Origin of the sequence: Pseudomonas sp. 2FG, from assembly GCF_005502935.1 — a bacterium.
Lineage (GTDB): Bacteria > Pseudomonadota > Gammaproteobacteria > Pseudomonadales > Pseudomonadaceae > Aquipseudomonas.
This window is the reverse complement of the sequence record NZ_SCMP01000002.1, coordinates 101558-127475: the sequence shown is the minus strand read 5'-3', so window position 1 is coordinate 127475 and position 25918 is coordinate 101558. Positions and strand designations below refer to the sequence as shown.

Annotated in this window: 22 protein-coding genes, 1 pseudogene and 1 riboswitch; of the genes and pseudogenes, 9 read left to right on the top strand and 14 right to left on the bottom strand. The window is 66.1% G+C overall.

The window, feature by feature from the left end; translation table 11 throughout:
* Positions 1-14: 14 nt before the first annotated feature.
* From FFS13_RS02445 to cobG, 5 genes are all read right to left on the bottom strand, one after another.
* On the bottom strand, positions 15-1115 hold the full coding sequence (locus FFS13_RS02445; RefSeq protein WP_137817538.1) for an AI-2E family transporter: 1101 nt from the start codon (positions 1113-1115) through the stop codon (positions 15-17).
* Positions 1116-1292: 177 nt separating this feature from the next.
* Positions 1293-2948, bottom strand: coding sequence for a precorrin-3B C(17)-methyltransferase (gene cobJ / locus FFS13_RS02440; protein WP_137817537.1), 1656 nt, complete (start codon positions 2946-2948; stop codon positions 1293-1295).
* A 176-nt stretch (positions 2949-3124) separates the two neighbouring features.
* On the bottom strand, positions 3125-3874 hold the full coding sequence (locus FFS13_RS02435; protein ID WP_137817536.1) for a precorrin-2 C(20)-methyltransferase: 750 nt from the start codon (positions 3872-3874) through the stop codon (positions 3125-3127).
* Positions 3871-4497, bottom strand: a complete 627-nt coding sequence (locus tag FFS13_RS02430; RefSeq protein ID WP_137817535.1) for a precorrin-8X methylmutase — start codon at positions 4495-4497, stop codon at positions 3871-3873. Before FFS13_RS02430 ends, FFS13_RS02435 begins: the two co-directional genes overlap by 4 nt.
* Positions 4490-5866 carry a precorrin-3B synthase gene (gene cobG, locus FFS13_RS02425; RefSeq protein WP_256657795.1) on the bottom strand — a complete coding sequence of 459 codons (1377 nt, stop codon included), beginning with the start codon at positions 5864-5866 and terminating at the stop codon, positions 4490-4492. Before cobG ends, FFS13_RS02430 begins: the two co-directional genes overlap by 8 nt.
* Positions 5867-5957: 91 nt before the next feature.
* Positions 5958-6179: riboswitch (cobalamin riboswitch) on the bottom strand.
* 224 nt (positions 6180-6403) lie between these two features.
* On the opposite strand from cobG, the gene cbiE reads away from it, so the two are divergent.
* The 3 genes from cbiE to FFS13_RS02410 are packed head-to-tail and all read left to right on the top strand — an operon-like array spanning position 6404 to position 9446.
* Positions 6404-7615: a precorrin-6y C5,15-methyltransferase (decarboxylating) subunit CbiE gene (cbiE, locus tag FFS13_RS02420; protein WP_137817533.1), complete on the top strand. Its 1212-nt coding sequence runs from the start codon at positions 6404-6406 to the stop codon at positions 7613-7615.
* A gap of 2 nt (positions 7616-7617) precedes the next feature.
* A complete protein-coding gene (locus tag FFS13_RS02415; protein ID WP_137817532.1) occupies positions 7618-8730 on the top strand; it encodes a cobalt-precorrin-5B (C(1))-methyltransferase in 1113 nt (370 codons plus the stop codon).
* Entirely contained in the window at positions 8727-9446 is a 720-nt protein-coding gene (locus FFS13_RS02410) for a cobalt-precorrin-6A reductase (RefSeq protein WP_137817531.1), read from the top strand. Before FFS13_RS02415 ends, FFS13_RS02410 begins: the two co-directional genes overlap by 4 nt.
* A gap of 60 nt (positions 9447-9506) precedes the next feature.
* Here FFS13_RS02410 and FFS13_RS02405 read toward each other — a convergent pair whose 3' ends face one another.
* On the bottom strand, positions 9507-10292 hold the full coding sequence (locus FFS13_RS02405; RefSeq protein ID WP_137817530.1) for a TOBE domain-containing protein: 786 nt from the start codon (positions 10290-10292) through the stop codon (positions 9507-9509).
* Between the two features lie 143 nt (positions 10293-10435).
* Here FFS13_RS02405 and FFS13_RS19940 point away from each other — a divergent pair.
* Positions 10436-10602 (top strand): annotated as a pseudogene (locus FFS13_RS19940) (ParA family protein); the annotation flags it as partial.
* Between the two features lie 221 nt (positions 10603-10823).
* Positions 10824-11597 (top strand): CHAD domain-containing protein, encoded by a 774-nt coding sequence (locus FFS13_RS02395; protein ID WP_137817529.1) that lies wholly within the window; start codon positions 10824-10826, stop codon positions 11595-11597.
* Positions 11598-11640: 43 nt separating this feature from the next.
* Here the strand turns inward: FFS13_RS02395 and FFS13_RS02390 are convergent, their stop codons facing one another.
* The 5 genes from FFS13_RS02390 to FFS13_RS02370 form a co-directional block, all read right to left on the bottom strand.
* A complete protein-coding gene (locus tag FFS13_RS02390; RefSeq protein WP_137817528.1) occupies positions 11641-11865 on the bottom strand; it encodes a hypothetical protein in 225 nt (74 codons plus the stop codon).
* 338 nt (positions 11866-12203) lie between these two features.
* Positions 12204-12617: an arsenate reductase ArsC gene (locus tag FFS13_RS02385; RefSeq protein WP_137817527.1), complete on the bottom strand. Its 414-nt coding sequence runs from the start codon at positions 12615-12617 to the stop codon at positions 12204-12206.
* 202 nt (positions 12618-12819) lie between these two features.
* On the bottom strand, positions 12820-14439 hold the full coding sequence (locus FFS13_RS02380; protein ID WP_137817526.1) for a PEP/pyruvate-binding domain-containing protein: 1620 nt from the start codon (positions 14437-14439) through the stop codon (positions 12820-12822).
* Complete coding sequence (locus FFS13_RS02375; protein WP_137817525.1) at positions 14436-16379, bottom strand: DUF47 family protein; 1944 nt, start codon at positions 16377-16379, stop codon at positions 14436-14438. The genes FFS13_RS02380 and FFS13_RS02375 overlap by 4 nt, the downstream gene beginning before the upstream one ends.
* A gap of 144 nt (positions 16380-16523) precedes the next feature.
* Positions 16524-16871, bottom strand: coding sequence for an MTH938/NDUFAF3 family protein (locus tag FFS13_RS02370; RefSeq protein ID WP_137817524.1), 348 nt, complete (start codon positions 16869-16871; stop codon positions 16524-16526).
* Between the two features lie 550 nt (positions 16872-17421).
* On the opposite strand from FFS13_RS02370, the gene FFS13_RS02365 reads away from it, so the two are divergent.
* Genes FFS13_RS02365 through modC form a run of 4 tightly spaced genes read left to right on the top strand, consistent with a single transcriptional unit; the run spans position 17422 to position 20252 of the window.
* A complete protein-coding gene (locus FFS13_RS02365; protein ID WP_137817523.1) occupies positions 17422-17580 on the top strand; it encodes a TOBE domain-containing protein in 159 nt (52 codons plus the stop codon).
* Positions 17581-17626: 46 nt separating this feature from the next.
* Positions 17627-18382 (top strand): molybdate ABC transporter substrate-binding protein, encoded by a 756-nt coding sequence (gene modA / locus FFS13_RS02360; protein WP_137817522.1) that lies wholly within the window; start codon positions 17627-17629, stop codon positions 18380-18382.
* A 19-nt stretch (positions 18383-18401) separates the two neighbouring features.
* Entirely contained in the window at positions 18402-19082 is a 681-nt protein-coding gene (gene modB, locus FFS13_RS02355; RefSeq protein ID WP_137817521.1) for a molybdate ABC transporter permease subunit, read from the top strand.
* A 36-nt stretch (positions 19083-19118) separates the two neighbouring features.
* Complete coding sequence (gene modC, locus FFS13_RS02350; RefSeq protein WP_137817520.1) at positions 19119-20252, top strand: molybdenum ABC transporter ATP-binding protein; 1134 nt, start codon at positions 19119-19121, stop codon at positions 20250-20252.
* 91 nt (positions 20253-20343) lie between these two features.
* Here modC and FFS13_RS02345 read toward each other — a convergent pair whose 3' ends face one another.
* The 3 genes from FFS13_RS02345 to cobN are packed head-to-tail and all read right to left on the bottom strand — an operon-like array spanning position 20344 to position 25821.
* The gene (locus FFS13_RS02345; RefSeq protein WP_137817519.1) at positions 20344-21075 is read right to left on the bottom strand and encodes a VWA domain-containing protein; all 732 of its coding nucleotides are present in this window, start codon (positions 21073-21075) and stop codon (positions 20344-20346) included.
* The gene (locus FFS13_RS02340) at positions 21000-22013 is read right to left on the bottom strand and encodes an ATP-binding protein (RefSeq protein ID WP_137817518.1); all 1014 of its coding nucleotides are present in this window, start codon (positions 22011-22013) and stop codon (positions 21000-21002) included. The genes FFS13_RS02345 and FFS13_RS02340 overlap by 76 nt, the downstream gene beginning before the upstream one ends.
* Positions 22014-22065: 52 nt before the next feature.
* On the bottom strand, positions 22066-25821 hold the full coding sequence (cobN, locus tag FFS13_RS02335; protein WP_137817517.1) for a cobaltochelatase subunit CobN: 3756 nt from the start codon (positions 25819-25821) through the stop codon (positions 22066-22068).
* Positions 25822-25918 lie beyond the last annotated feature (97 nt).

Genomic DNA, 25918 nt, shown 5'->3' with positions numbered 1-25918 from the left:
CGAGCCTGCTCGCGTCAGGGCTCCTGGTCGCCTGGCCCGCCGCCCTGCGGCTGGTCCCTGACCCATTGCCAGAACAGCTGGTAGCCGACCGCGAGAACCACCGGGCCGATGAACAGGCCGATGATGCCGCCGGTGACCATGCCGCCCAGGGCGCCGATCAGCACCACCGGCATCGGCACATCGACACCCCGGCCGAGCAGCAGCGGCTTGAGCACGTTGTCGGCCAGGCCGGCGACGAAGACGTAGATGGCGAAGGCAATGGTCGCCATGCTGGCACCCTCGGTGGCGAAGACGAAGGCGATCACCGGGAGAGTGATCAGGGTGGCCGGTAGCTGCATGATGCCGAGCAGCAGTACCGCCAGGGCCAGCAGTCCGGCGCCGGGGATGCCCATGAGCACGAAGCCGACGCCGATCAGCAGCATCTGGATGAAGGCGATGCCGACCACGCCCTGAGCCACCGCACGGATGGTGGCGGTGCACAGTTCGGTGATTTGCGCTCCCTTGCCCGGGCCGGAGATCCGCGAGGCGATCTGCACCGCGCTGCGACCGCCGTTCTCACCATAGGCCATGAAGATGCCGGCGATGATCAGGGCGAAGATGAATATCAGCAGGCCCGTGCCGAGGCCGGCGAGCTTGCCCAGCAGGGTGAGACTGACACCCTTGAGGTGCGGGGCGAGCTTCTGCGCCAGGCCGCTCAGGTCGGTGGCGGCTTGCAGCCAGAAGCCGTGCAGGGCGTTGCCCACCAGCGGCCAACTGGCGACCGAGTCGGCCGGCGGCGGAATATGGAAGCCGCCGCTCTTGACCACGGCGATGGCCTGCTCCACCGAGTCGGCCATCGAGGTGCCCAACAGGTAGACCGGCACCATCAGGATGCCGATGGCGAGCAGCACGATCAGCGTCGCGGTGCGCCCGTCGTTGTTGCCCAGCTTGCCCTTGAGCCTGCCGTGCAGTGGGTAGAGGGTGATCGCCAGGATCAACGACCAGAGCATCAGGTCGAGGAAGGGGTGGAAGATCTGGTAGCAGAAAATCACCAGCACGGCGATCAGCCCGGCACGGATCAGCACATCGAGCAGGCCGTGGGACAGCGCCTTCTCGGCAGTGGGCGTGGGCAACATCGATTATCTCCTGGCAGGTCGCCGCAAAGGCATGAGCTCGGTAAGCCCAAGCATAGACGCTCAACCGCGGAGGGTAGCCCGAAGAGGCATGCCAGCCACGGCACCTCGCCGCTTACCTGTCATGCCGTGGCTGGGCCGTACGCTGCGACCAAGAACTTCAACAGCCGCCTCCAAGCCTCAGGGATAAGAGCGTGGCGTGTAGACCCAGGCGCCGCCGTCCTGACGGGCAAAGCGCCGGGTCGTCGATGAGCCGATGATCACCATGGTGCGCATGTCCACCTGCTCCGGGCGCAGCTCGGCGAGAGTGGTGAGGGTCAGGGTTTCCCCCGGCCGGCCGATATCGCGACCGAGCACGACGACGGTATCGCCGCTGCGATGGCCGGCGACTATCTCCAGCGCTCGGCCCAGTTGCCAGGGGCGGGCGCGGGAGATCGGGTTGTAGAAGGCCAGCGCCAAATCGGCCGCCGCCGCATGCTCGAGGCGCAGTTCGATGATGTCCCAGGGCTTGAGGTTGTCCGACAGCGACAGGATGCAGAAGTCATGGCCCAGCGGTGCGCCCGCCCGTGCGGCAGTCGCCAGGGCGGCGGAGACGCCGGGGAAGATTTGCAGGTCGACGGCCTGCCAGAGCGGATCGCTCGAGGCTTCCAACGCTTCCAATACCGCCGCCGCCATGGCGAACACACCGGGGTCGCCGGACGACACCACCACCACCGAACGACCGCTGCTGGCCAGCTCGAAGGCATGCCGGGCGCGCTGCAGTTCTTCGCGGTTGTCGCTGCAATGCAGCACCTGCTCCGGGCGGAACGGCCCGGCCATCTTCACGTAGGTTTCGTAACCGAGCACATCCTCGGCCTGCTGCAATGCCAGCTTGGCGGCCGGCACCATGAATTCGGCGGCGCCAGGGCCAAGGCCGACGACGGTCAGGCGGCCACGGGCCTGGCCGATGGTGGCCGGGTCGACTGGCTCGGGCGAGACGAACAGGCGGATGCCGCCGACTTGCCGACTCAGGGCGGGCAGCGTTGTGTCGTCGGCAATAAAGCGCAGTGGCACGCCGAGCGCTTCGGCGGCCCTGGGCAATTCGGCAGCGCTCATCCATTTACACGGGGCCAGCAGGCAGGCCAGGGAAAGCGGCGCCAGGCCGGCGCCGGTCAGGCCGGCGCGAACCGTGGTGGCGGTATCGCCCGCCAGCGAATCGACCAGGGCCATGACCACGCGGGGGTGGATCAGCAACTCGGCGGCGCTGGCGGGGCGATCCGCCGGGGTGATGTGGATAACCCGTCCGGCCCGGTCATCCACCGGCAGCTTGGCCTCGGCCAGCCAGGGGGCGTCGCCCTCGATACGCAGCGTCTCGCCGCCAAGCAGATCGGAGACGAAGCGCTTGCCCTGTTCGATATCGGCCAGCGCATAGCCGGCGGGCGGATCGAGCAGGCAGGTGCCGAAGCGCAGTTCGCCGCTGGTGGTGATGGCCGGCGCGACGTCCAGTGCCGCGGCGATTTCGCGGGCCATGTGGTTGACCCCGCCGAGGCCGCCGAGCAGCGGCACCACGGCGCTGCCGTCCTCGGCCACGGCCAGCACCGGCGGCTCGGCGCCTTTGCTTTGCAGCAGTGGCGCGAGGATGCGGATGACGATGCCGGCGGCGCACAGGGCGATGATCGGCGTATCGCGCCGATACAGCTCGCGCAGGGTGTCGCCGAAGTCGTCGTAGGGCTGCTCGACGCCTTCGACGCGGCCACGCAGGCCGTGGATCTCCGCCTGTGGATAAAGTGCCTGGATGCGGCGTGCGGTGGCCAGGCTGGTGTTGCCGAGAATGACGATGGCCGGGGCGTTATGCATGCTGGGGTACCAGTTAAATGTCGGGTAGAGCGTCAACGCGGTCAGGGAAACATCTGCGTCGCGAGAACATCCGTAGGGTGCGCCGTGCGCACCGAGGCCGGTTGGTGCGCGCGGCGCACCCTACTCAGGCTTTTGTCACCATGTTGCGGGCGAGCGGAGCAAAATCGGGCGCGTCATCAGGCCTGCCATTTTTCGCCCGGCACGATAATCAGTGAAAAGTACGGCGAGGCCATCGGATCGACCTGATCGAGCGGCACTATGCGCTGGTTGTCCATGGTCGCCCGCTCGACGTAGAGCGCCCGTTCAGCCAGGCCGAGGTCTTCGAGCACGGCGCGAACCTTGTCGAAGTTGCGTCCGAGCTTCATCACCACCGCCGCGTCGGTAGCGGCCAGGCGTTGCTTGAGATCGTCCGCCGGCAACACCCCGGAGAGCACTGAGAGGCTCTGGTTGCGGTACACCAGCGGGATGCCGAGCACCGCCGCGCCGCCCAGCATCGAGCAGACCCCGGGCACCACTTCGGCGGCATAGCGGCTGGCCAGGCGATCGTGCAGGTACATGTAGGAGCCGTAGAAGAACGGGTCGCCTTCACAGATCACCGCCACATCGCGGCCTGCTTCCAGGTGCCCGGCGATCTGTTCGGCGCAGGTGTCGTAGAAGTCGCTGATGATGTCCTCGTAGCACAGCGGCGGCGCCAGCTTCTCGGTGGTCACCGGGTAGACCATCGGCAGGGTCTGCTGCTCGCTGCCAAGGTGTGCGGCAATGATGCCGAAGGCGTTGCCATGCTGGCCCTTGGCGACCTTGGCCTTGGCCACGAAGTAGCCGACCACGGGGGCGGCCTGCAGCAGGCGCAGCGCCTTGAGGGTGATCAGCTCGGGGTCGCCGGGACCCACGCCGATGCCGAGCAGACGTCCTTTGGTGCTCATCATTCCACCTCCGTGGCCAGGGCGTTGACCGCCGCGGCGGCCATCGCGCTGCCACCGCGGCGACCGCGAACTATGACGTAAGGCACGCCACGGCTGTCGGCGGCGAGCATTTCCTTGGACTCGGCGGCGCCGACGAAGCCCACCGGGAAGCCGAGGATCAGCGCCGGTTTCGGCGCGCCGGCGTCGAGCATCTCCAGCAGGTAGAAGAGCGCGGTCGGGGCATTGCCGATCACCACCACGCTGCCTTCCAGGTGTTCGCGCCAGTGCTCCAGCGCGACCGCCGAGCGGGTGTTGCCGCGTAAACGGGCCAGGTCGACCACCCCTTCGTCATTGAGGGTGCAGATCACCTGGTTGTTCGCCGGCAGGCGTGCGCGGGTCACGCCTTCGGCGACCATCCGCGCGTCGCAGAGGATCGGTGCGCCGGCGGCCAGGGCTTGGCGCCCGGCGCTGCCGGCACCCGGCGAGAAGCGCAGGTCCTGGACCACATCGACCATGCCGCAGGCATGGATCAGCCGCACCGCGAGTTTTTCCAGGTCGGCGGGTATGCCCCGCAAATCGGCTTCGGCGCGGATGATGGCAAAGGACTGGCGGTAAATTTCCTGGCCATCGCGGATGTAATCAATCATCGGTCGGTTTCCATGGGTCGGGCAGCACGGCCAGCAGGTCGCCGGCCTCGGCAATGGTCAGATGGCGCGCCAGCGGGCGGCCGAAGCCGGGCACCGCCGCATCGCGTTGGTAGAGGTCATAACGCCCGTCGGCGACGGCCAGCAGGGTCAGCGGAGAGTCGTGGGCGGCGGCGCAGGAGCGCGGGCAGCCACTCAGGTGCAGGCCGGGCAAGGGCGCGCTGCCGGCCAGGCGCGCAGCCAGGGCCAGGGCATCCGCCTTGGTCGCGGCCAGGCCTTTGCCGCAGCCGGCCGAACCGCTGCAGGCGATGATGCGCGCCAGCGGCTGCAGGGGATCGCAGACCAGGCCGAGTTCGCCCAAGGCGTGCAGCAGCGCCGGCCCATCGGCCTGGCGGATATTCGGCAGCAACAGGCTTTGCCAGGGCGTCAGGCGCAGGCTGGCGTCGCCGAACTGCTGCGTCAGCCGCGCCAGTTCAAGCAGCTGCTGCACGTGCAGGCGGCCGAGCGGCGGTGCTGCGCCGACTTGCAGCAGTCCAGGCTGCAGCTGCGGCTGCAGACCCAGGTGCGCCCAGGCCTCGGCCGCCGGGCGGCGCCACTGACGCAGCGCTGCGTCTTGCTGCAAGGGGAAGTCCAGCCGGGCCTGTAGCCGCTGGAGGAAGTCCTGCGCCGGCAACTCCGTCAACAGCTGGCGCATGCGGCTGTGCTCGGGGCCGGCCAGTTCGAGGAACAGCTCCAGGCACGCCAACACCAGCGCCGGCACCTGCTCCAGGGGTACGGCGGCGAGGGCCGTGTCCGGGCTGCCGGGCAGTGGTGGGCACCCGGCCAGGCCGAAGGCGAACAGCGGCTGGCTGCCGCCCTGCAGGGCACTCAGCCACAGATCGTGAGGGTGTTCGAGCATGGCCAGGCGTTCGCCGCCATCCAGCAGCAGGGCGAACTTGGCCGACAACCGGTGCAGCGCGGGGTTGTCCTGCAGGGTGGCCAGCAACTGGTCGGCCAGGGGGCTGACATCCAGCAGGGCGGCCGGGTCTAGGCCGGCGGCCGGGCTGACCATCAGGTTGCGCACATCATCGGCGCCTGGGCTGCTGGGGCCGAGGCCGGCGGCCAGCAGGCTGGCGATCAGGGCATCTTCCTGGCCGACGCGCACCCCGCGAATCTGCAGATTGGCGCGGTTGGTCGCCTCGATCACGCCGCTGCCGTGCTCCTGCGCAGCAGCCGCCACGGCCAAGGCCTGGCTGGCCCGCAAGCGACCGGCCGGCAGCTTGATCCGGCAGATGCCACCGTCACGGGCCTGGACGATGCGCAGCAGACCGGGACACGCCGAAGGGCGTGGCTCGCTGGGCTGTTGCTGAGGCTGTGGCGCGCTGTCGTTCAAAGGGTCACCCGATCGGCTGTCGCGGTGACCGGGCGAGCGCTCCCCGCAGGGAACTCTCCACGACATCGGCACACCCCGTCCGATGCTTGCACACGCGACCAAGTTCGGCGGCAGGTCTCCTGGCTGGCAGTTGCAAGCCCTGTGGATAACCTCAGCTAAGGTGTTATCCACAGGGCTCGGCATCCGGCGCGGCCTTCCCGGTGTGAACCAGTGGCGGGGGGCGCTCGAACTCGCTGCATACAGTTGCGGGGGCAGCCACGGTTCACCGTGTTCCCTCTTCGGCCCCTTGGAGGCTGTTCATGATCTGCTGCGCGTCGGCCATACGGTGTTGAAATCGGGCTCAGAATGCTCATTTACGACCAGTAAACTGCGCTTCTTCGCCCGATTTCGCCTTGTCTGGCCTTAGCTCGCGAGATCGTGAACAGATCCTTGGGGCACCGACGAACGCGCTATTATGCCTGCTTTGCCCGGCCCCAGGAAAAGCCTCCTCGTCGGATGCTGGCGGGGTGTGCAGCAAATGCCAGTGAGGAGTTGCGGATGTCGCCTTGGCTGACAGTGGTGGGGATCGGGGAAGACGGCTTCAGCGGGCTCGGCAAACCGGCCCGGCGGGCGCTGTTGGAAGCCTCGATGGTGTTCGGTGGGCAGCGCCAGCTGGATCTGCTGCCGGCCTGCCTGCGCGGGCAACGCCAGGCCTGGCCGAGCCCCTTCGCTCTGACCCCGGTGTTGGCGGCGCGCGGTACGCCGGTCTGCGTGCTGGCCAGCGGCGACCCCATGTTGTTCGGCGTCGGTGCCAGCCTGGCGCGGCAGTTGCCGGCCGATGAATTACGGGTGCTGCCGGCGCCGTCGTCCTTCTCCCTGGCTGCCGCGCGGCTCGGCTGGCCTTTGCAGGACGTGGCCTGTCTGTCGGTGATGGCCCGCCCGCTAGCCGCCCTGCATACCCAGATCCACCCCGGCGCGCGCCTGCTGGTGCTGAGCAATGACGGCAGCAGCCCCGCCGCCATCGCCGAGTTGCTCGCTGAACGCGGTTTCGGCGCCAGCCGCCTGCGGGTGTTCGAGCACCTGGGCGGTCCGCTGGAGCGCTGCATCGACGGCACGGCGCAGGGCTGGAGCCTGGCCAGCACGGCGGCGCTCAACCTGGTGGCGGTCGACTGCCTGGCCGCGCCGACGGCGCGCCGCCTGCCGCTGACCCCGGGCCTGGCGGACACGGCCTTCGCCCATGACGGCCAACTGACCAAACGCGATGTCCGCGCCATCACCCTGGCACGCCTGGCCCCGGCGCCGGGCGAACTGCTCTGGGATGTCGGCGCCGGCTGCGGCTCCATCGGCATCGAATGGATGCGTGCCCATCCCAGCTGTCGCGCCATCGCCATCGAGGCCAATGCCGGGCGCCAGGCCTTGATCGCGCAGAACCGCGAGGCCCTTGGTGTGCCCGGGCTGCAACTGGTCGCCGGCAGCGCGCCCGAGGCACTGGTTGGGCTGGCAGCACCGGATGCGATCTTTATCGGTGGCGGTGTCACGCTGCCCGGTGTGCTGGAAAGCTGCTGGGCCCAGTTGCGCCCCGGCGGCCGGCTGGTGGCGAATGCGGTGACCCTGCAGAGCGAGGCGACCCTGGTGGCTTGGCGCGCGGTCCATGGCGGCGAGTTGACTCGCATCAGCCTGGCCCAGGCCCAGCCCCTCGGCGACTTCGATACCTGGCGTGCGGCATTGCCCATTACTCTTCTGGAAGCCACCAAGCCTATGGTTTTCTGAGCATGCGCGACGAAACCCCCGAACAGCCTGCGCCCCTGCGCAGCGGCTACACCACCGGCAGCTGCGCCACGGCCACCAGCCTGGCCGCCGCGCGCCTGCTGCTCGCCGGTTCGGCCAGCGATGCGGTGGAAATCGTCCTGCCCAAGGGCAAACAGGTGTTGATGCGTCTGGAGTTTTGCCGCCTGTTCGAGGAGGGTGCCGAAGCCGGCACCCTGAAGGATGCCGGCGACGATCCGGACGTGACCCACGGCGCCCTGGTGTTCGCCCGCGTGCGGCTGAGCGTCGAACCCGGCGTGCGCTTCCAGGCCGGGCCGGGTGTCGGCACGGTCACCAAACCCGGCCTGACCCTGGCGGTGGGCGAGCCGGCGATCAACCCGGTGCCCCGGCAGATGATGACCAGCCACCTGACCCAGCTCGCCGCCGAGCAAGGCTATGCCGGCGGTTTCGAGGTGGCGATTGGGGTGGAGAACGGCGAAGCCCTGGCGCTGAAAACCATGAACCCACGGCTGGGGATTCTCGGCGGGCTGTCGATTCTCGGCACCAGCGGCATAGTCCGACCGTTCTCCTGCGCCGCCTATATCGCCTCGATCAACCAGGGCATAGACGTCGCCCGCGCCAACGGCTTTCAGCATCTGGCCGCCTGCACCGGCAACGCCAGCGAAGACTGCATGCGCGCTTACTACAACCTGCCGGAGACTGCCCTGGTCGAGATGGGCGACTTCGTCGGCGCGGTGCTCAAGCATCTGCGCAAGGCGCCGGTGGAAAAGCTCAGCCTGTGCGGCGGCTTCGGCAAGATCAGCAAACTCGCCGCCGGGCACCTGGACCTGCACAGCCGCCACTCCAGCATCGACCTGGCGCAACTGGCCGGCTGGGCTGGCGAGATAGGCGCATCGAGCGAATTGCAGCAGGCCATGCGCGCCGCCAACACCAGCCAGCAGGCCTTGGCGCTGGCCAGCGCCGCCGGGGTGAAACTCGGCGATGCGGTGTGCGCCCACGCCCTGGCCTTCGCCCGCAAGACCGTCCCGGCGCAGGTGCAGCTGGAAGTCTTCGCCATCGACCGCCAGGGCCGGATCGTGGGACAGGCAGGCGTCGGCATGGCGGCCGAGCAACCATGACCCGCATCCTCCTGCTCGGCGGCATCACCGAAGCCCTGGCCATCGCCCGCCGGCTCGGCCCCCAACACATCTACAGCCTCGCGGGGCTGGGCCGGGTGCCGGATGACCTGGCCTGCCAGGTGCGCGTCGGCGGTTTCGGCGGCGCCGCAGGGCTGGCGCGCTTTATCGCCGAGGCCGGCATCGGCCTGCTGCTGGACGCCACCCACCCCTACGCCGCGCAGATCAGCCAGAACGCCGCCACGGCCGCGCGCCTGGCCGGCATTCCCTGCTGGGCCTTGCGCCGCCCCGGCTGGCAGGCGCAAGCCGGCGACGACTGGCGCGAAGTGGCGGACTGGGCCGGGCTGATCGAAGCGCTCAAGGGCTTTCACCGTCCGCTGTTCACCCTCGGCCGCGAGCCGCTGGAGCACCTGCACGAGATCCCCGAGGCGCAACACTGGAGCGTGCGCTGCCTGCAATCCCTGCCCGGCAACCCACGCGCCGAGGTGATAGGTGCGCGCGGCCCGTTCAGCCTGGCAGGCGAGCGCGAACTGTTCGCCCGGCTGCGCAGCGATGTGTTGATCAGCAAGAACAGCGGCAGCCAGGCCACCGAACCCAAACTGCAAGTGGCGCGGGAGCTGGGCCTGCCGGTGCTGGTGCTGCGCCGCCCGCAGTTGCCGCCGGTCGACCGCGAATTCAGCGACCCGCAGAGCCTGCTCGGCGCGCTTTCGCCCGCCTAGATCATCAGCCCGCGCAGAGGGCGGTTGAACGCTAGGATCGTGGCCAAGGACCGAGTCGCGCTAAAACCTGCCCAGAATGATATGGGCCGCCTTGATAAGGGCCGCTACCGGCTTGCCGCTGCAGAGCTCAAGGTCATCTGCCTGTGCATTGCTCAGCACCGCGGCAATCTGCGCGCCGCCCGGCAGTTCAATCGCCACCTCGGTTTCCGCGCTCCCTCGGGTGGCCTGTCTGACTGCGCCATGCAGCAAGTTGTCCGTTGGCTCACTGGGGGTGAAGTCGGCGCCAACCAACAGGACCCAAGAGGCTTTTATCAGGGCGTAGACGGCATCCCCTTCCTTGAGTCCGAGACGTTCGGTGCTGTCGTGCGTGATCGACGCGCACAAGCGATCGCCGCTGTCTAAATGGAACTCGACCCGGTCGTTGACCTCGCCGCGCTGGATCGCGCTGACCTTGCCGAACAGCTGGTTGCGCGCACTGGTCTTCATGCGCAAGCGTTCCATGATCTCGAGGAAGGATGAGATCCCGGCATCCTCACCCAAGCGCTGGAGAAACAGCCGATGCTCTCGCTCATAGCGGTGGAAGGCTTCGATCAAGGCATGGCCCGCCGGCGTCAAGCGGGTCCCGCCGCCACCCTTGCCACCGGCACTGCGTTCGACCAGTGGGCTGCCGGCGGCGGCATTCATGGCATCGACAGAGTCCCAGGCAAACTTGTAACTCACGCCCACGGCTTTCGCGGCCTGGGTGATAGAGCCCGTGCTGTCGATCCGCGACAGCAAGGCGATGCGTCTTTCCCCGGCAAGGTCCTTACCGTTGTGCGTGATCCAGAAATGCCCTTCCAGCTTCATCGTCTGTCTGCGAGTAGTGGTTCCGCTGGCATCTTACCACTGGCCTTCATACTGACTTCGCGATGCTTGAGCGCCTCGCATCCGATCAACCGCCGCGCACTGTATTCGCCCAATCCGCTGCATGCTAGGCAACGCACGGGCATAAAAACCGGGCCCAAAAGCTGAGCAAGCTTCTGGATAAGCTGGACGAGGATTACGAGCGGATTTACCTGGATACTCGGGCCTCGACTTCTACAGCATCTCGGCGCTGATAGCCGCTGACCGCTGCCTGATCCCTTTCGCCTGCGCCAGCTTTTCTCGCCAGACACGCTAGGCCGTGCTCGGGGAAATTGAGGAAATCCAGGGAGCTCACAATGAGCTGACCCAACAGTTCGTGGAGTTATCTAGCTTCCTGGAGGTAAAGGCCTGACAGCCTGACAGCCTGACTGCCCCGGTCGCCGTAGACTGGCGACATCTCCCTGATGTGTGGCTCAAACGACCCAGGTTTCCTCGGCTAATCTGATTTCTCCATAGCTGTGTTTGGAGCGTCGGATGTCATTCGTAGATGCAATCGTTGCCCAGGTTTTGGTGCTTGAGACAGCGCTCTACCATGCCTACGCTCGCATAGAGGCCAGGACAGATAGCGAGGCTCTGCATGACTTGCGGATCAATCTGCGGCGCATGCGAAGTCTGTTGCGACCATTACGCCGGATCGGCGCAGTAGCGCTGCTCAATGAAGCAGCTGCCGAGGTTGGCAAGCTGACTACCCCAGTGCGTGATCTTGAAGTGTTGATCGATGAGCTTGAACGGCAGGGGCTCACACAACAGGCCAATGCCCGGAAGGCTATCCTGCAGTCCAGCTATGGCAGCATCGTCGAAAGCTCGACGATCCATCAGCTCTTTGCCCGACTGGATCAATGGCCGTCAGATTTCCGTGCTGCTGAGCGTGAAGGCGAATTACGCCAGATCAGGAAGAAGATTGCCAAGCGCTTGCACAAGCAGGTGGAGCGATTGAAAGCAGCACTGACAGACCCTCAATACGATCGGCACCAGCTACGGATTTTGGTCAAGCGCACCCGTTACGCAACCGATGCCTATCCTCGGCTTTCTCCCATATCCGCGGAGGCCGCAGCTTCGCTCAAGGTTGTGCAGTCTGCACTGGGCGCTTGGCATGATCATTACCAATGGTGCCTCAAGGCGAGACTGGAGGAAGACCTTCAAGCGCTGCAAGATAAATGGCAGGTAGCGGCTACCGCGGCGCTTATGAGTGCCGAGGTGGAGTTGTTCCAGCTTGCAGAGTTGCTGGCGAAGAATCAGCAGGCGTAAAAAAGGCCGCCTTGAGGGGCAGCCAGACAAAGCAAGTAAATACCTACTGATGCGACTCAAGTGTTGCTTGCGCAGTGCTGCCAGATAATGACAACTCGGTTAACACTTCACTGCAGCTTGCCGGCAGGGCGTGAGGCGCATCGAGTCGAGCCTGCAGCCGCTCGGCATAAGCTTCTGCCTCATCCTGGCTGCGGAAACTTACAGTGCAGGTGTCCAGCTTTACCACCCAGCCAGCCGTGCCCTGTACTTCTTCTATCTCGACGTTCATCAGCAGAGTCCCGGGAAACCTTACAAGGGTGCTGATGATAGCTCGCCATCATGATGCTGGCCAACACCTTTAGAGGCCTCTAGATCGGTGCTCTCAGGCGATTTCTGTCTATTTCAGAGCGATTAGGAATAAGCGATTTATTGATGCACTATCTCCCCCTTCCTGGCGGGGCCGAGTGCCCAATTTCGGCCAATAGAGATCACTTACTCGTGGCCATAAGTTCGATCGGCGCATCCCTGCGACCGGGCCTGTCGTGAATAAAAGGAATGCTCCTGTTAATTCTGCAAGGCGCTTACTGAGCAGTGTCCAGCAATGTCTGCTTCGGGTTTATAGGAGCGTCAGTGCCTGGTCTTCACAGTGGCGAACATTTTGACGCGATCGTGAATCTCCTGCAGGGCATGACGAAAGGGGTCATGTCTTTCGCTGGTAACCGGATCCTCGAAGTTCCACACCATCACTTCTCCGGAGGCCGGCATCCGCGCAGCCTCCCCGGACGACTTGTCGCAGAGAGTGACCACGTAATCGAACTGCTGCCCCTCGAACTCATCGATGGCCTTGCTACGCAGGCCGGTCGTGGCGATGCCGATATGATCGAGGGACTCGAGCGTGCGTGGATCCACCTCACCGGCCGCAATACCGGCGCTGAAGGCTTCGAAGTGTTCGGCGTCGGTATGCCGAAGCAGCGCTTCCGCCATCAGGGAACGAACATCATTGTTTGCGCAGACGAACAGAACACGGAATTTGTCAGCCATAGCTACTTTTACCTCGTCCAGCCTGTTGGTTTAGTTGTCGAAACAAAGGCACTTTCCATTTCAACCGAGCTTTCTGACAGCGGCATTTCAGGCCGATGAAAGGCTCCCGTCTGTCATCGCTCTACAATGGATCTTGCGCAGATTGATCATCAAGTCACTTGAGCCGACTGCAATCGCTGCCGGCGGCTTGCGCGTTGCACGTTCAGCCGTGCGAGCTGCGCAGCCTATCGAGACGGCCGAGCAGTTCTTGCGGAATCCGCTCCTCCACCCGTGTCGTGCCGGCGTAGAGCACGCCTTCGTTGCCGTCGAGCGTGATGGGATCGCCCTCCCTCAGATCCAGGCCGCCGATGGACAGGACGCGCTCCAACTCGTTGATCGCCAGGCTTTCGCAGCCGACCAGGCACACCTTGCCGAGCTGGCGTGCCACCACCGCAGCGTGCGAGGTGCGCGCGCCCCGCTGGGTCAGCAAACCGTCGGCCAGATCGAGGGCGGCGATGTCGCGCGTCTCGGCATCGCGGCGTACCAGCACCACGGTGGCGCCGGCAGCCTTGCGCTCCCGCACTCGCGCCTCGTCCAGTGCGATCTCGCCACACACCACGCCGCTGGCCGCACTGGCCGCATGGGCAAGCGGCGCGAGAGTCTTGCCATCCTCGGCGGCCACCACGCGCAGCACGAGCGCCTGGGCATCGAGCGTCCGCGTCCTTGCAAGCGCGACTGCCTGGGTGATCACCCCCTGATCGCAGAGATCGAGCGCAATGCGCGCCGCCGCCTGTGGCGTGCGCTTGCCGCCTCTCGTCTGCAGGAGGTAAAGCTGGCCATCCTGCACGGTGAATTCGAAGTCCTGCATGTCGCCGAAGGCCCGCTCGAGTTGCACGGTGGCGCGCAGCAGTGAGTCCCAGACCTGTGGCGCAACGGCTGCCAGCTCGTCGTGCCCTTGTGCACTTCGCCGGCCGCTGACAACGTCTTCACCCTGGGCATTGAAGAGGAAGTCGACCCAGGGCACGGGCTCGCCACTGATCGGGTTGCGGGTAAAGCCTACGCCCGATCCGGACATCCCGCCGGCATTGCCGAACACCATCCGCTGCACCGTCACTGCCGTCCCCATCGAGTGCGGCAGGCCGTGCAACTCACGATAGGCGTGTGCCTTGTCGCTGTGCCAGGAGGCGAAGACGGCGGCGATCGCCTCGCGCAGTTGCACCTGCGCATCCTGCGGGAAAGCCTCGCCGGCCTCCCGCGCATAGGTGGCCTGATGGCGGCTCGCCACCTCCCGCAGCGCGGAGAAATCGAGTTCGCGTTCGTCGCTATCGGCACGTACCGCATCGAGGTCCACCTCGAAATGCTGCGCGTCGATGCCGGCTACCACCTCGCCATACCCCGCAATCAGGCGGCGGTAGGCATCCCAGGTGAGGCGGGGATGCCCGGTGAGCCGCACCAAGCCGGGCAGGGTCGCGTCGGTGAGACCAATATTGAGCAGCGTCTCCATCATCCCCGGCATGGAAACCGCTGCGCCCGAGCGCACCGACAGCAGTAAGGGGTGTCGCGTATTGCCGAATCCGAGACCGGTAAAACGTTCCAGTTCCTGCAGTGCCCCCTGCCAGAGCTGGGGGCCGACCTCAGCCCGCCCGCACCAACCCGTGCCGAGAACGAAGGCCGGCGGCACGGGAAGGCCCAGTGCCGCCATGCGGGCGAGGCTCCAAGCCTTAAACCCCAAGGCTGCCGGGGTCGCAGCCGCGGGCAGCGGCGTGCCGCCGGCGATGAGATGGATCAGCCTGAGCGCGTTCTCTTCGGCCGCCGCTTGCACGGGATCGCGTCGCGGGTTCATACGCCCCCCACGCGGCTAAACGCGAGCTTGCGCAGGCCGTAACCGGTGGCGAGCAGCGCGTCGGTGGCAAGCTCGAGTGCGACAGCGAATTCCGTGCTCAGGTTCAGTGTCGCCGCATCGCAGACGTGCTCCGACAGCGCACGCCGGGCGTCGCGCAGCAGGATGTCGCTCTGGCGTTCGGCATTGAGTACTCGCCACAACGCAGCGACGAATTCCTCGTGGTCCTCCCCGCTACTCTCCTCCCCGAGCGTGCAGGCGATGGCGAGCGCCTTGACGTGGTCCTGCGTGGCCGCGAGGACCTCATCGGCCAGCAGCTGTATCACCTGGTGCACTTCACCCCGCCAGCCCTGGTGGTGGTCGTCGGCGATCAACGACAACAGGAAGGCAGACTCCTCCAGGCAATCGGCCACATCGTCGGCACGCTCGATCAGGCGGGTGAAGGGTAGCCAGCGCGGATGGCGCTCGGCGCGCACGCGCGAGCTCATCACCAGCAGGTCGGCCTGGCGCTCCCATTCCTTGGCACGCTCGGCCAGCTTGCGCGCAGCGCTCTTGTCGCGTTCGTGGCCGTGCGCGAGGGCATCACGCAGGCCCTCGGCAAGCGCGTGGCAGTACGCCGCATGTTCGGTCAACTGATCGAATTCGTCGCGCCGGCGCCGCATATGGCGTACCAGCAGCAGCCGCGTATCGTCCGCGATCAGCGCGAGCGGCTGGCGCTGCTGCATCGCCTGGCTGGAGAGCACCAGCACCTCGTCGAGGAACTCCTTCGCCTGCGCCGACCCCATCACCTGGTCGAGGCGGTCGCCGATGTGGAAGTAGTCCGCGCCCAAGGCCTGCATGGCACCGTAGATCAGTTGTTCGCCACCGGCCACCAACCAGGCCATGTGGCCCACCTCACGGCGGGCAGCTTCGGTGAGAACCGCCACCGCATCGACCTTGCTGACGAACTGCAGCAGACGTTTGCGGGCGCGGTTCCAGTCGATCAGGAACACGATGCGTGAACCAATACCTTCGAGCACGCGCAGCAGCGCCTCCTCGTCTTCGCACTCGAAGGTCGCGGTGCCGACGTGATAGGCCTCGCCCGCATTGAGACCGGCCGTGGTGCGCGTTTGCGGCGTGGACCAGCTAGCGCCGAGCTCGGCCAGCATGGACTGGAAGAAGGCGAAACGCTGACGGTGCAGGTCGGAATAGGTCAAGGTGATGCGCATCCCTTCCACCTGAACCACGAGTACGTGCGCGACGTTGACGCCGATGTCGTTCTGCAGCAGCAGGCGGTCGCCATCGCGAGTAGCGGCCGTATCGAGCCCGGGATGGTTCAGCTTGAGCGCACGGGTGCGATTGAGTCCGCGCATGAAGGCGGTGACCCGGGGGCGGTCCACCTCGTTCAGCTGCCAAACGTGCGCGCCGTCGATGGCCTCGCTCGACATCTCGACCGCCATGCGGTTGAGCACCTTATGCAGATCCATCACCAGCAGGTGGAAGCTGTCCGCGCCGCCGCGCTTGCCACTTGTCAGCGCCTTCAGCTGCGTTGCCTCGAGCGTGTCGTCCGTCAGCGCGTCGAGCCAGGCGCACCAGTGATCCACCCGGCTATCCAGTTCGGACTCGGCGGCATTACCGCCCTCGACCAGCGGGCGCGCCATGATGCGCAGATCATCCCGCAGCAGGGCGGCGACGCGAAGGAAATCGGGCACGTGCAGCGCTTTGCCTGCCCGGTAAGCCGTGCCGGGTAGATCCTTGAGCCAAGGAGCGTCGATCTGTGCCGAGGCAAACTCGCGCGTCAGATCCAGCGGCGCCGCATTCGGCTGTTCCGCATGAGCATGCGCGGCTTGCAGCACCGTTAGATACAGCTTCAGCCGGTCATTCGCCGTCAGCGCAGCGTTGATCCAGGCTGGGCGCAGCAACTGCATCTGGCCCAGCGAGGCGATGACATCGAGCTTTTCCATTCGATCCCCCACGCTTGCACTGTGCGTGATTCAGGGCGCCTCCTGGGCAGGTAATGCCACCCTCCCGCTTGACACCCTCGGCTACAACGCCACCCCTCCGCTATGCCTGTCGAGCCGCCACACTGGCTTCATTGGCCGGCTGATCTAGCACGTGAGATGCAAGATCGCGTTGGTCTGGTCATGCGCTTCTTTCAGCTTCGCTATGGCTTCTGCTGTCGGCACTATGACCAATTCGACGTGCCGCCGCTCAGCCTCGCGCCTCACCTCTTCCATGACTGGCAACGCCCCGCTGCCGGTGCCAATTACCAGCCGCCGACAGTCCCAGGGAATGTCCTCCTCAATTGACAGCGGGGTGTGACCAAAGGCATCGCGGAACTTCTTGGACGGTTTCTTCTTGCGTTTGCGGACCTGTCCATGAACGAGCACCACGTCATGAGGATAGGTGACCCCATCGATGCTGATGGAGCCAAAAGAAAAGGCATCGAAGCGCATACCCACCTCCGCCAGTGCTCTGGTGCCAGCGGCGGACTGAGCCAACACCCACTGGAGTAGTCATTCGACTGTTTAAGTATGGTCGCCGTAATCACCAAGGCCAGCGAGTCCGGATAGGGGGACTCACGATGCCGAGGTTGTTTGCTCGGTCTTAGCGGCTACGGATTAAGGAGGGTTACGAGCGTTTCGAGTGCCCAGAGAGTGCCAACAGGTACAGGACGGCGTGCATAACGCCAAAATTTGACTTTAAAGTTAATTATTTTCAAGATGCGGAAATTCGCCAGCAAGGCAACTGTTCGCTGCCGGAGAACTGCGAGGTCTGACAGCGCATCCCGAGTCACCACGGTACTGACTTTGCGGCGCGCTGTGGCCAAGACCACGACCTCTTTGCCCTCTGTTAGGCCGGGGTTTTAACGCTCTCCAAGCCGACGATGGCAACCAAGTGGTCACCGCCTGGCTGAGTGAGCGGCGCCTCCAGCCAGGCGGCTGACAGCTCCTTTGAACACACTGCGTGTACGGGGTTTCCCCTCCGTGCTTTTCGAGGTCATACATGGCGCTATATAGTCAACTACATAGCGGTACTCAGGCGGGGCGCAGCGCCACTGCAGTCGTCACCCAGGCAAGTTGCGAGGTGCTCGGCCTCATGCCCGGCAGGCGGGCTTGCGCCTTCTTCAAAGCGTCAAGCGTGATTCTGGCAAGCGATGCCTGAGCAGGTCCTTTATTACCCACACCATCCACAAAACCAGGAGCAGTCCATGATTCATCCTATGTCTCGCCTAGTGGTCGCCCTGTCAGCCAGCATCGCGCTGAGCAGCGCGCTGGCCGAAGAGGTTCAAGTGGCCGTTGCCGCCAACTTCACCGCGCCCATTCAGGCGATCGCCAGCGACTTCGAGAAAGCTACCGGCCACAAACTGGTTGCCGCCTTCGGAGCCACGGGGCAGTTCTATACCCAGATCAAGCATGGCGCGCCCTTCGAAGTGTTCCTCGCCGCCGATGACCGCACACCGGCCAAGCTGGAAAGCGAAGGCGATGGCGTCGCCGGCTCGCGCTTCACCTATGCCATAGGTACCCTGGCCCTGTGGTCGGCAAAGGACGGCTATGTCGACGGCAAAGGTGAGGTACTGAAGAAGAACCAGTTCAAACACCTGGCCATTGCCAACCCGAAAGCCGCACCCTATGGCCTGGCTGCAACCCAGGTCTTGGCAAAGCTGGACCTGAGCAAAGCGGTGACGCCGAAGATTGTCGAAGGGCAGAACATCACCCAGGCCCTGCAGTTCGTCGCCAGTGGCAATGCCGAACTGGGTTTCGTCGCCCTGTCGCAGGTCTACAAGGACGGCAAAATCACCAGCGGTTCGGCCTGGATAGTGCCCGCGCAACTGCATGACCCGATCAAGCAAGACGCGCTGATCCTCAACAAAGGCAAGGACAACCCCGCTGCCAAGGCGCTGGTGGAATACCTCCGCGGGCCGAAAGCCGCTGCCGTGATCAAAGCCTACGGTTACCAACTCTAAGTCCGGGAGAGAGTCCGCGATGCCACTTACCAGCGCCGATTTCGCTGCGATCTGGTTGACCCTGCAGTTGGCAGCGCTGACCACCGCCCTGCTGCTGGTCATCGGCACCCCCATCGCCTGGTGGCTGGCACGCACCCCTTCGAGGCTGAAGGGGCCGGTGGGCGCGGTAGTCGCCCTGCCTCTGGTGCTGCCGCCCACCGTGATCGGCTTTTATCTGCTGGTCACTATGGGCCCGCAGGGCTTTATCGGGCAGCTCACCCAGAGCCTGGGGTTGGGCACCTTGCCGTTTAGCTTCGCCGGCTTGGTGGTGGGCTCGGTTTTTTACTCGATGCCCTTCGTCGTACAGCCCCTGCAAAATGCCTTCGAGGCCATTGGTGAACGGCCCCTCGAGGTGGCTGCTACCTTGCGTGCCGGCCCCTGGGACAGGTTCTTCTCGGTGGCCTTGCCGCTGGCCAGGCCAGGTTTCATCAGCGCATCGATCCTCGGCTTCGCCCATACCATCGGCGAGTTCGGCGTGGTGTTGATGATCGGCGGGAATATTCCCGGAAAAACCCGAGTCGTCTCGGTGCAAATCTTCGATCATGTCGAAGCCATGGAGTACGCCCAGGCGCACTGGCTAGCCGGCGGCATGCTGGTGTTCTCCTTCCTGGTACTGCTCTCGCTCCACTTCAAGGGGCGAATGAGACCGGCTGGGCGCTGAGTCGCATAGAACTGACTGACCAAGGGATTTCCAGGCATGAGCAGCACCTCCATAACGGCCCCATTGCTCCTCGACGAATCACTGGAGCGACAGATTCATGCGCGTTTTCGCGTGCCATATCCCGGCTTTTCCCTGGATGTCGATTTGCAGCTTCCGGGCCGCGGCGTGACCGCACTGTTCGGTTATTCTGGCTCTGGCAAGACCACGTGCCTGCGCTGTGTCGCCGGGCTGGAGCGGCCTAAGGACGGCTATCTGCGGGTCAACGGCGAGCTGTGGCAGGACAGCAGCAAGGGCCATTTCCTGCCACCCCACAAGCGCGCGCTGGGTTATGTGTTTCAGGAAGCCAGCCTGTTCGAACACCTTTCCGTGCGGCGCAACCTGGAATATGGCCTGAAGCGCATAGCCTCGAGCGAGCGCCGGGTGGCACTGGACCACGCGGTGGAGCTGCTGGGCATCGAACACCTGCTCGAGCGCATGCCCGCCCGACTTTCCGGTGGCGAGCGTCAACGCGTCGGCATCGCCCGCGCCCTGCTCACCAGTCCGAAGCTGCTGCTGATGGATGAGCCGCTGGCGGCGCTCGATCTCAAACGCAAAGGCGAGATACTGCCTTACCTGGAGCGCCTGCACGACGAACTGGATATCCCGATTCTGTATGTCAGCCATGCGCCGGATGAGGTCGCCCGCCTGGCTGATCACCTGGTGCTGATGGATGAAGGCAAGGTGCTGGCCAGCGGCCCGGTTGGTGAAATCCTCGCTCGCCTGGATCTGCCCATGGCGCTCGGTGAGGATGCGGGCGTGGTGGTCGAGGGCGTGGTGACCGGCTACGACTCGGCCTATCGGCTGCTGAGCCTGGGGTTTCCGAACAGTGCCATGAGCGTTCGGGTCGCCCACTCGCCAGTCACGCCAGGCAAGCGCATGCGCTGCAAGATCCAGGCGCGTGACGTGAGCCTGAACCTGGAGAAACCCTTGCACAGCAGCATTCTCAATCTGCTGCCGGTGACCGTCAGCGCTGAAGTTCCCGCGGATAACGCCGCCCATGTGTTGGTGCGCCTGGAGATGGAGGGCACGCCGCTGCTGGCCCGCATCACGCGTTATTCCCGCGACCAGCTTGGCCTGCACCGCGGCCAGCGCTTGTGGGCGCAAATCAAGTCGGTAGCCCTGCTGGCCTAACTTCGCGTTGCGCGCTATGAGCAATGGCCGGCAATGGAGCTGGGCATGTCATACGCCGTTGATGGGCACCAGGGCTCGAGGCGCTGCTTAGCTATAGATCCTCGATAGCCCAGTACTCCGCCGCCAACTGCTCCGCCAACCGCTTAGCCCGTCCCAACCGGATCGGCCCGCTTTCGATATCCACCAGCAGCGCCGGGCAGGCCGTCGGCACCAGGGCCGGCCAATCCTTCAAACGGCCGTCGGTGAGGATCAGCAGGCGTTGCTGTTCGGCCGGTTTCTGTCGCTGACGGCTTTCCAGCCAGGTTGCGGCCTGTTGCAGGGCTTCGATCAGCGGAGTGCCGCCGCCGGCGCCGAGTTGGCTGAGCCAGTCGTGCAGGGCGGGGGAGGCTTTCTGGCCTTGCCAGAGCCAGTGCGGTTGGCGGCCGGTGGCGTGGAGTACGGCGAGGCGGGTGCGTTGGCGGTAGGCCTGGTCGAACAGCGTGGCGAGCAGGCCCTTGGCCTGGGCGAGGGCGCCGTGGCGGCGGGTGGAGGCGGAGGCGTCGACTATCACCAGCCAGAGTTCGCCGGGCTGGCGGCTGCGCGGGCGGCGTTGCAGGTCGGCCTGGCGTCGTGGGCGGCCGCGTAGCAGAGTGGCCAGCCAGTGGATCGCGCCCAGTTCGCCGTGCCGGGAGGCGCCGTGGCGGCCTCCTTCGAGGCGGCCGGGTCTGGGTTTGGCATCCGCGCCAGTGACCTGTCGCGGGCGGATGCTTAGGGCTTTTTTGGCCAGCGCGGCAGCTCGCGCTGCGCACCCATGGGTACCGGTTGAGCGGGTAGTTCGCCCCATTGGCCAACGCCTGCGGAAGCCGGCCCGGTCTGCGGGCTGGCGCTGGATGGCGGCGGCGATTGCGGCGGTTGGGCGGCGGTTGGTGGGCTGTGGCGACGGCGATGCAGCAGGGCGAAGTGCTCGACCGCGTCGATATCCTCGGCGGCGATCTGCTCGGCGCCGCGCCAGGCGGCGTGGGCGCGGGCGGCACGCAGCCAGACCAGATCGGCGCGCAGGCCGTCGACACCGGCGGCGAAGCAGCGGCGGGCGATTTCATCCAGGGTCGCGTCGTCCAGCGCTATCAGTGCCAGCCGTTCACGGGCGGCGGCGCAGCGTTGCTGCAGGGCGTTCTGCGGTTTGGCCCAGCGCTGGAGAAAGGCCTGCGGGTCGGCATCGAATGCCAGGCGGCGGCGGACGATTTCGGCGCGCTCGGCCGGTTGCGGCTGGGCGCCGAGCACCACGTTGAGGCCGAAGCGGTCCAGCAGTTGCGGGCGCAGTTCGCCTTCTTCCGGGTTCATGGTGCCGATCAGCACGAAGCGGGCCTTGTGGTTATGCGAAATGCCGTCCCGTTCGATGTGGTTGACCCCGCTGGCGGCGACGTCCAGCAGCAGGTCGACCAGGTGGTCCGGCAGCAGATTGACTTCGTCGACGTAGAGCACGCCGCCATCGGCCTTGGCCAGCAGGCCGGGAGAAAATTGCGCGCGGCCTTCGCCCAATGCGGCGTCGAGGTCGAGGGTGCCGACTATGCGCTCTTCGCTGGCGCCCAGCGGCAGGGTGACGAAGTGGCCGCCGGGCAGCAGCTCGGCGACGCCACGGGCCAGGGTCGACTTGGCCATGCCGCGCGGCCCTTCGATCAACACCCCGCCAATCGCCGGATCGATGGCCGCCAGACACAGCGCCAGCTTCAGCTCATCGGCGGCGACCACGGCGACCAGCGGGAATTGTGGGGTGTTGATCATGATCGGCTTTCCGAAAGAGTCAGGAATTCAAAGCGTTTGTAGGCGCGGGCCATCAGCTCTCCTCGCTGTCCATCAGCAAATTCTCCAGGGCCGCGCGGTACTCGCCCGGCTCCTGCCACAGCCCGCGTTGCTGGGCTTCGAGCAGGCGTTCGGTGATGTCCTGGAGGGCGCCGGGGTTGTGTTGCTGGATGAACTCGCGGGTGTCCGCGTCCAGCAGGTAGGCGTCGCTCAGCAGCTCGTACTGATGATCGTCGATCAATTCGCTGGTGGCGTCGAAGGCGCACAGGTAATCCACTGTCGCGGCCAGCTCGAACGCGCCCTTGTAGCCATGTCGTTTCATCCCGGCTATCCACTTGGGATTGGCCGCCCGGGCGCGGACCACGCGATTCAACTCTTCCTTGAGGGTGCGGATGCGCGGGTTGTCCGGCTGGCTGTGGTCGCCGTGGTAACTGGCGACCTGCTCGCCGCGCAGGGTTTCCACCGCCGCCAGCATGCCGCCCTGGAACTGGTAGTAATCGTTGGAATCGAGAATGTCGTGTTCGCGGTTGTCCTGGTTGTGCAGCACCGCTTGCAGGCGCTCCAGGCGCTGGACGAAGTGCTCGCGCGCCGGTGTACCGCTGTCCGCCGCACCATAGGCGTAGCCGCCCCAGTTCAGGTAGACCTCGGCCAAATCGGCGCGGGTCTGCCACAGGCGCTCCTCGATGGCGTTCTGTACCCCGGCACCGTAGGCCCCCGGCTTGGAGCCGAAGATGCGCCAACCGGCCTGGCGGCGTGCGTCTGCGGCGTCGACCCCCTGGGCCTCCAGGCGTTGGCGCTCTAGGCGAACGCGGGCGGCCAGGGGGTTGAGGTCTTCCGGCTCGTCCAGTTCGGCGACTGCCTGCACGGCGGCGTCGAACAGGCGGATCAGGTTGCCGAAGGCATCGCGGAAGAAACCCGAGACCCGCAATGTGACGTCCACCCGCGGGCGGTCGAGCAGCGACAGCGGCAGGATCTCGAAATCCTCGACCCGCTGGCTGCCGGCCTGCCACACCGGACGCACGCCGAGCAGGGCCATGGCCTGGGCCATGTCGTCACCGCCGGTGCGCATGGTTGCGGTGCCCCAGACCGACAGGCCGAGCTGGCGCAGGTGGTCGCCGTTGTCTTGCAGGTGGCGCTCGAGCAGCAGGCTGGCGGACTGGAAGCCGATGCGCCAGGCGGTCGGCGTCGGCAGGTTGCGCACATCCACCGAGTAGAAGTTGCGCCCGGTCGGCAGCACATCGAGGCGGCCACGGCTCGGCGCGCCACTGGGGCCGGCGGGGACGAAGCGACCGCGCAGGGCCGCCAGCAGGCCCGCGATTTCCGCCGGGCCGCAGGCATCCAGGGTCGGCGCGACACGATCGCGCAGCGCTTCGAGCACCGGCGCGGTTTCGATGCCGACGGCCATCGGCGCACCGAGCAAGGTCGCCTCGATCAACTGCAAGGCAAACAGCTCCAGGCGCTCGCGGGTGTCGCCCTGGGTGCGCCAGGCATCGGCACTCAGCGCCTGCAACTCGGCTGGGCGCGGCCCGTTCCAGGGGGTGGCCATTTCGCAGTTGAGCGGGTTGAAGCCCAGCTGGAAATCCTTGGCCAGGGCCCGCAACAGGCTGGCGTTGGCGCCACGGCCATCGCCACGGGGAATCCGCAGCAGGGCCAGCAAGGTGTCGATGCGCAGGCGCCCGGCCGGCGACTCGCCGAACACGTGCAGGCCATCGCGGATCTGCGATTCTTTCAGATCGCACAGGTAGGCGTCGAGCTGCGGCAGCCAGCTGTCCGGGTCTTCGTTGATCTGCAACTGCAGTTCGCGGTCGAGCTGGGTGGCGCGCACCAGGGCGAGAATCTCGCCGCGCAGTTCGATGGCGCGGCGGGGGTCGAGCATCGAGGCGTCGTAATACTCGTCGGCCAGCCGTTCGATATCGCGCAATGGGCCGTAGCTTTCGGCGCGGGTCAGCGGCGGCATCAGGTGGTCGATGATCACCGCCTGGGTACGCCGCTTGGCCTGGGCACCCTCGCCCGGATCGTTGACGATAAAGGGGTAGACGTTGGGCATGGGCCCGAGCACCGCATCCGGCCAGCAGTTCTCCGACAGGCCGACGCTCTTGCCCGGCAGCCATTCCAGGTTGCCGTGCTTGCCGACATGCACCACGGCATGGGCGCCGAAGACTTCCCGCAGCCAGAAGTAGAACGCCAGGTAACCGTGGGGCGGCACCAGGTCGGGGTCGTGGTACACGGCGCTGGCATCGAGCTGATAGCCGCGCGCCGGCTGGATGCCGACGAAGCACAGGCCGAAGCGCAGGCCGGCGATCATCATCCGCCCGCCACGGTTACCTTGTCGGTGCATGGGATCCTGCTCGGGCTCGCCCCAGCGTTCGCGCACGGCCAGTTGGTTGGCGGCGGGCAGGCGTTCGAAGTATTGGCGGTAGTCGTCCAGCGCCAGGCTTTGCGCGCAGGGGCGCAGGTCGAGGTGGTCCAGGTCGTTGGTCACTCCGCCCAACAGCAGGTGGATCAGCGCGGTGCCGCTGTCGGGCAAGTCCTGAAGCGGATAACCCTCGGCTTGCAGGGCGCGGAGGATGTTCAGTGCGGCGGCCGGGGTATCCAGGCCGACGCCGTTGCCGATGCGCCCGTCGCGGGTCGGGTAGTTGGCCAGCACCAGGGCGATGCGTTTGTCGGCACTCGGCACGCGCGCCAGCTCGACCCAACGCCGCGCCAGTTCGGCGACGAAATCCATCCGCCCGGGTTCGGCCTGGTAGCAGACCACATCGCTCTGGCTGCGCTCGCTGCGCCAGGCCAGGCCCTTGAAGCTGATGGGCCGGGTGATGATGCGGCCGTCCAGCTCGGGCAAGGCGATGTGCATGGCCAGATCGCGGGCGCCCAGGCCCTGGGGGCTATCGCGCCAGAGCGGCAGGTTGTCGAGGGCGCAGATGGCCTGCAGCACCGGCACATCGCGGCGGAACGGGCGCAGGTTGGGCGCCTCGGGGTTGGACTGGGCGAAGCCGGTGGTGTTGATGATCAGCGCGGCGTCCACCTGATCGAGCAACGCCTCCACCGCCGCCAGGCAGGCCGCCTCTTTCAGGCTGGCCACAGCTATCGGCAGGGGGTTGAGGCCCTGGGCCTGCAGGCGTTGGCAGAACTCGTCGATAAAGGCGGTGTTCGCCGACTGCACGTGGGTGCGGTAGAACAGCAACCCGACCACCGCCTGCCCAGCCCGCCAGTCGGCTTGCCAATGGCTCAGTTCGGCGTTGGCCTGTTGCGGGTGATAGAGGCCTACGCGCGGCAGCGGCTGCGGTTCGACCCAGGGGTAAGTCGCGCCCAGCCAGGTGCTGGCGAGGTAGTGATAGAGCTGCCGGGCGTTGTCCACCCCGCCTTGGCGCAGGTACTGCCAGAGCCGTTCGGCCTCGGCGGCGCCGACGTTGCCCTGCGCCGTCAATTCCGGATCGGGGCTGTCGTCGCCCGGCACCAGGATCAGCTTGGCGCCGCGGGCGGCGAGTTCGACCAGGCGCTCGACGCCATAGCGCCAGTAGCTGATGCCGCCGTGCAGGGAGATCAGGATCAGCTTGGCGTGTTGCAGCACCTCGTCCACATAGAGGTCGACCGACCCATGGTTTTGCAACTGCGCCGGGCTGGCCAGGCGCAGGCTCGGGTAGTCCGCCGGCAGATCCCGCGCCGCCTCGGCCAGCAGCGACAGGTGCGAGTCGCCGGTGCAGAGGATCACGACATCGGCCGGGGTCTGCGCCAGATGGGCGATGCCATCGGCGGGGACGAAACCACCGGGCTGGGTGCGCAAGAGGTGCATGGGTCGGCGTGGGTCCTGTGGTGGCGCGGTCGCGTGTTCGTGGGTTGGGAGCGTAGGGTGCGCCGCGCGCACCAGGCGGCGATCAAGTCCTGCGGTG

Excerpts from the sequence above, each read along its gene's own strand:
- FFS13_RS02375 (WP_137817525.1), bottom strand. The coding sequence starts at position 16,379 with ATGGAAAAGCTCGATGTCATCGCCTCGCTGGGCCAGATGCAGTTGCTG.
- FFS13_RS02370 (WP_137817524.1), bottom strand. The coding sequence starts at position 16,871 with ATGCGCTTCGATGCCTTTTCTTTTGGCTCCATCAGCATCGATGGGGTC.
- FFS13_RS02345 (WP_137817519.1), bottom strand. The coding sequence starts at position 21,075 with ATGGGGCGAACTACCCGCTCAACCGGTACCCATGGGTGCGCAGCGCGA.
- FFS13_RS02435 (WP_137817536.1), bottom strand. The coding sequence starts at position 3,874 with ATGATGAGCACCAAAGGACGTCTGCTCGGCATCGGCGTGGGTCCCGGC.
- FFS13_RS02340 (WP_137817518.1), bottom strand. The coding sequence starts at position 22,013 with ATGATCAACACCCCACAATTCCCGCTGGTCGCCGTGGTCGCCGCCGAT.
- FFS13_RS02365 (WP_137817523.1), top strand. The coding sequence starts at position 17,422 with ATGGCGCTATATAGTCAACTACATAGCGGTACTCAGGCGGGGCGCAGC.
- cbiE (WP_137817533.1), top strand. The coding sequence starts at position 6,404 with ATGTCGCCTTGGCTGACAGTGGTGGGGATCGGGGAAGACGGCTTCAGC.
- FFS13_RS02395 (WP_137817529.1), top strand. The coding sequence starts at position 10,824 with ATGTCATTCGTAGATGCAATCGTTGCCCAGGTTTTGGTGCTTGAGACA.
- FFS13_RS02390 (WP_137817528.1), bottom strand. The coding sequence starts at position 11,865 with ATGAACGTCGAGATAGAAGAAGTACAGGGCACGGCTGGCTGGGTGGTA.
- FFS13_RS02445 (WP_137817538.1), bottom strand. The coding sequence starts at position 1,115 with ATGTTGCCCACGCCCACTGCCGAGAAGGCGCTGTCCCACGGCCTGCTC.
- modC (WP_137817520.1), top strand. The coding sequence starts at position 19,119 with ATGAGCAGCACCTCCATAACGGCCCCATTGCTCCTCGACGAATCACTG.
- FFS13_RS02410 (WP_137817531.1), top strand. The coding sequence starts at position 8,727 with ATGACCCGCATCCTCCTGCTCGGCGGCATCACCGAAGCCCTGGCCATC.
- cobJ (WP_137817537.1), bottom strand. The coding sequence starts at position 2,948 with ATGCATAACGCCCCGGCCATCGTCATTCTCGGCAACACCAGCCTGGCC.
- FFS13_RS02430 (WP_137817535.1), bottom strand. The coding sequence starts at position 4,497 with ATGATTGATTACATCCGCGATGGCCAGGAAATTTACCGCCAGTCCTTT.
- modA (WP_137817522.1), top strand. The coding sequence starts at position 17,627 with ATGATTCATCCTATGTCTCGCCTAGTGGTCGCCCTGTCAGCCAGCATC.
- cobN (WP_137817517.1), bottom strand. The coding sequence starts at position 25,821 with ATGCACCTCTTGCGCACCCAGCCCGGTGGTTTCGTCCCCGCCGATGGC.
- FFS13_RS02405 (WP_137817530.1), bottom strand. The coding sequence starts at position 10,292 with ATGAAGCTGGAAGGGCATTTCTGGATCACGCACAACGGTAAGGACCTT.
- modB (WP_137817521.1), top strand. The coding sequence starts at position 18,402 with ATGCCACTTACCAGCGCCGATTTCGCTGCGATCTGGTTGACCCTGCAG.
- FFS13_RS02380 (WP_137817526.1), bottom strand. The coding sequence starts at position 14,439 with ATGAACCCGCGACGCGATCCCGTGCAAGCGGCGGCCGAAGAGAACGCG.
- FFS13_RS02415 (WP_137817532.1), top strand. The coding sequence starts at position 7,618 with ATGCGCGACGAAACCCCCGAACAGCCTGCGCCCCTGCGCAGCGGCTAC.
- FFS13_RS02385 (WP_137817527.1), bottom strand. The coding sequence starts at position 12,617 with ATGGCTGACAAATTCCGTGTTCTGTTCGTCTGCGCAAACAATGATGTT.